1 protein-coding gene is annotated in these 1,945 nt (G+C 75.3%); it reads left to right on the top strand.

Annotated features, from left to right (window positions below):
• The coding region (locus LG632_RS29975) for a non-ribosomal peptide synthetase (protein WP_226731075.1) at window positions 1–1,945 on the top strand (1,945 nt) is incomplete at both ends.

Below are 1,945 nucleotides of genomic sequence, written 5' to 3'. Positions count from 1 at the left end.
GGCCACGGACGCCACCCCGCAGTGGGTGCTTCCCGGCGCCCGTGCCGAGGCCCTGCGCACCGACCTGGACGTGGCCAAGTTCGACCTGCACCTCGCCTTCCAGGCCGGCCGCACGCCGGACGGCCTGCCGGGTCCGCTGCGCGCGGACGTCCAGTTCGCGGCCGACCTGTTCGACGCCCCGACCGTCCGCACGCTCCTGGACCGGATCGTGCGCGTCCTGGACGCCGTCACCACCGACCCGGACCGGCGCGTGAGCACCTTCGACCTCCTGGCCGCCGAGGAGCGCGACCGGCTGCTGACCGGCTGGAACGCCACCGCGACGCCCCTGCCGGGGGACCTGCTCCCGGAGCTCTTCGCCGCCCAGGCCGCCCGCACCCCGGACACCGTGGCGGTCGCCACGGCGACGGACCGGCTGACCTACGCCGAACTCGACGAGCGGGCCAACCGGCTGGCCCACCTCCTGCTCTCCCGCGGCATCGGGCCCGGCGACCGGGTCGGCGTGCTGCTGCCGCGCGGCACCCGGCTGATGACCGCCTTCGTCGCGATCCTCAAGGCGGGCGCGGCCTACCTGCCCATCGACCCGACGTACCCGCGGGAGCGCATCGACTTCGTCCTCGCCGACGCCCGCCCGCGCACGGTCCTGACCGTCCAGGAGCTGGCCGCCGGCCTGCCCTGCGACGCCCTGGCCCTGGACGCCGCGCCGGTCGCCACCGAGCTGGCCGCCGCCGCGACGCACGCCCCGGGCGACGCCGACCGCCCCGCGCCGCTGACGCCCGAGGCGCCCGCCTACGTGGTGTACACCTCCGGCTCCACCGGCCGCCCCAAGGGCGTGGTCCTGCCGGGCCGGGTGCTCACCAACCTGCTGGCGTGGAACGCCTCGGTCGTGCCCACCGAACCCGGTGCCAGGGTGGCCCAGTTCAGCGCCGTCGGCTTCGACGTCGCCGAACAGGAGATCCTGTCGGCCCTGCTGTACGGCAAGACGCTGTGCGTGCCCGACGAGGAGACCCGGCTGAACCCGACCGCGCTGGCGGCCTGGCTGGACGCCGAGGGCATCACCGAGTTCTACGCCCCCAACCTGGTCGTCGCGGCCGTGTACGCCGCCGCCACCGAGCAGGGCCTGGAGCTGTCCGCGCTGCGCCACGTGCTCCAGGCGGGCGAGGCCCTGCAGCTGAGCCCGCAGGTGCGGGAGTTCCACACCGCGCGACCGGACGTCGTCCTGCACAACAACTACGGTCCCTCGGAGAGCCACGTCGTCACGGGCGCCGTCCTCCCGGCCGACGTCCGCGACTGGCCGGAGGCGGCAACCCTGGGCGGACCCGTCTGGAACGCGCGCACGTACGTCCTCGACCAGGCGCTCAGCCCGGTGCCCGCCGGGGTCGCCGGCGAGCTGTACCTGGCGGGGGACTGCCTGGCCCACGGCTACCTGAACCGCCCCGACATGACCGCCGAGCGGTTCGTCGCCTGCCCCTTCGGGGAGCCGGGCGAGCGGATGTACCGCACGGGCGACGTCGTGCGGTGGACCGCCGGCGGAGAACTGGAGTACCTCGGCCGGTCCGACGACCAGGTCAAGATCCGCGGCATCCGGGTCGAGCTCGGCGAGCTCAACACGGTGATCGAGGGACACCCGGCCGTCGCGCGGGCCGCCACCGTGCTGCGCGAGGACCGGCCCGGTGACAAGCGCCTGGTCGCGTACGTCGTGGCGGAAGCCGGTGCGACGCTCCCCGCGGGTGACGGACTGCGGCGCCACGTGGCGGCCACGATGCCCGAGGCCCTGGTGCCGGCGGCGTTCGTCGAGCTGGACGTGCTGCCGCTGACGTCGAACGGGAAGCTGGACCGCCGGGCGCTGCCCGCCCCGGTGTACGGGGGCGCGGTGGCCGGTCGTGGTCCGCGCACGCCGCGGGAGGAGATCCTGTGCGGTCTGTTCGCCGAGGTGCTGGGGGTGGAA

Origin of the sequence: Streptomyces antimicrobicus, from assembly GCF_020532625.1 — a bacterium.
In the GTDB taxonomy this organism is placed as follows: Bacteria; Actinomycetota; Actinomycetes; order Streptomycetales; family Streptomycetaceae; genus Streptomyces; species Streptomyces antimicrobicus.
Note: the sequence above shows the minus strand (reverse complement) of the source record. Positions and strands in the feature narration are given on the sequence as shown.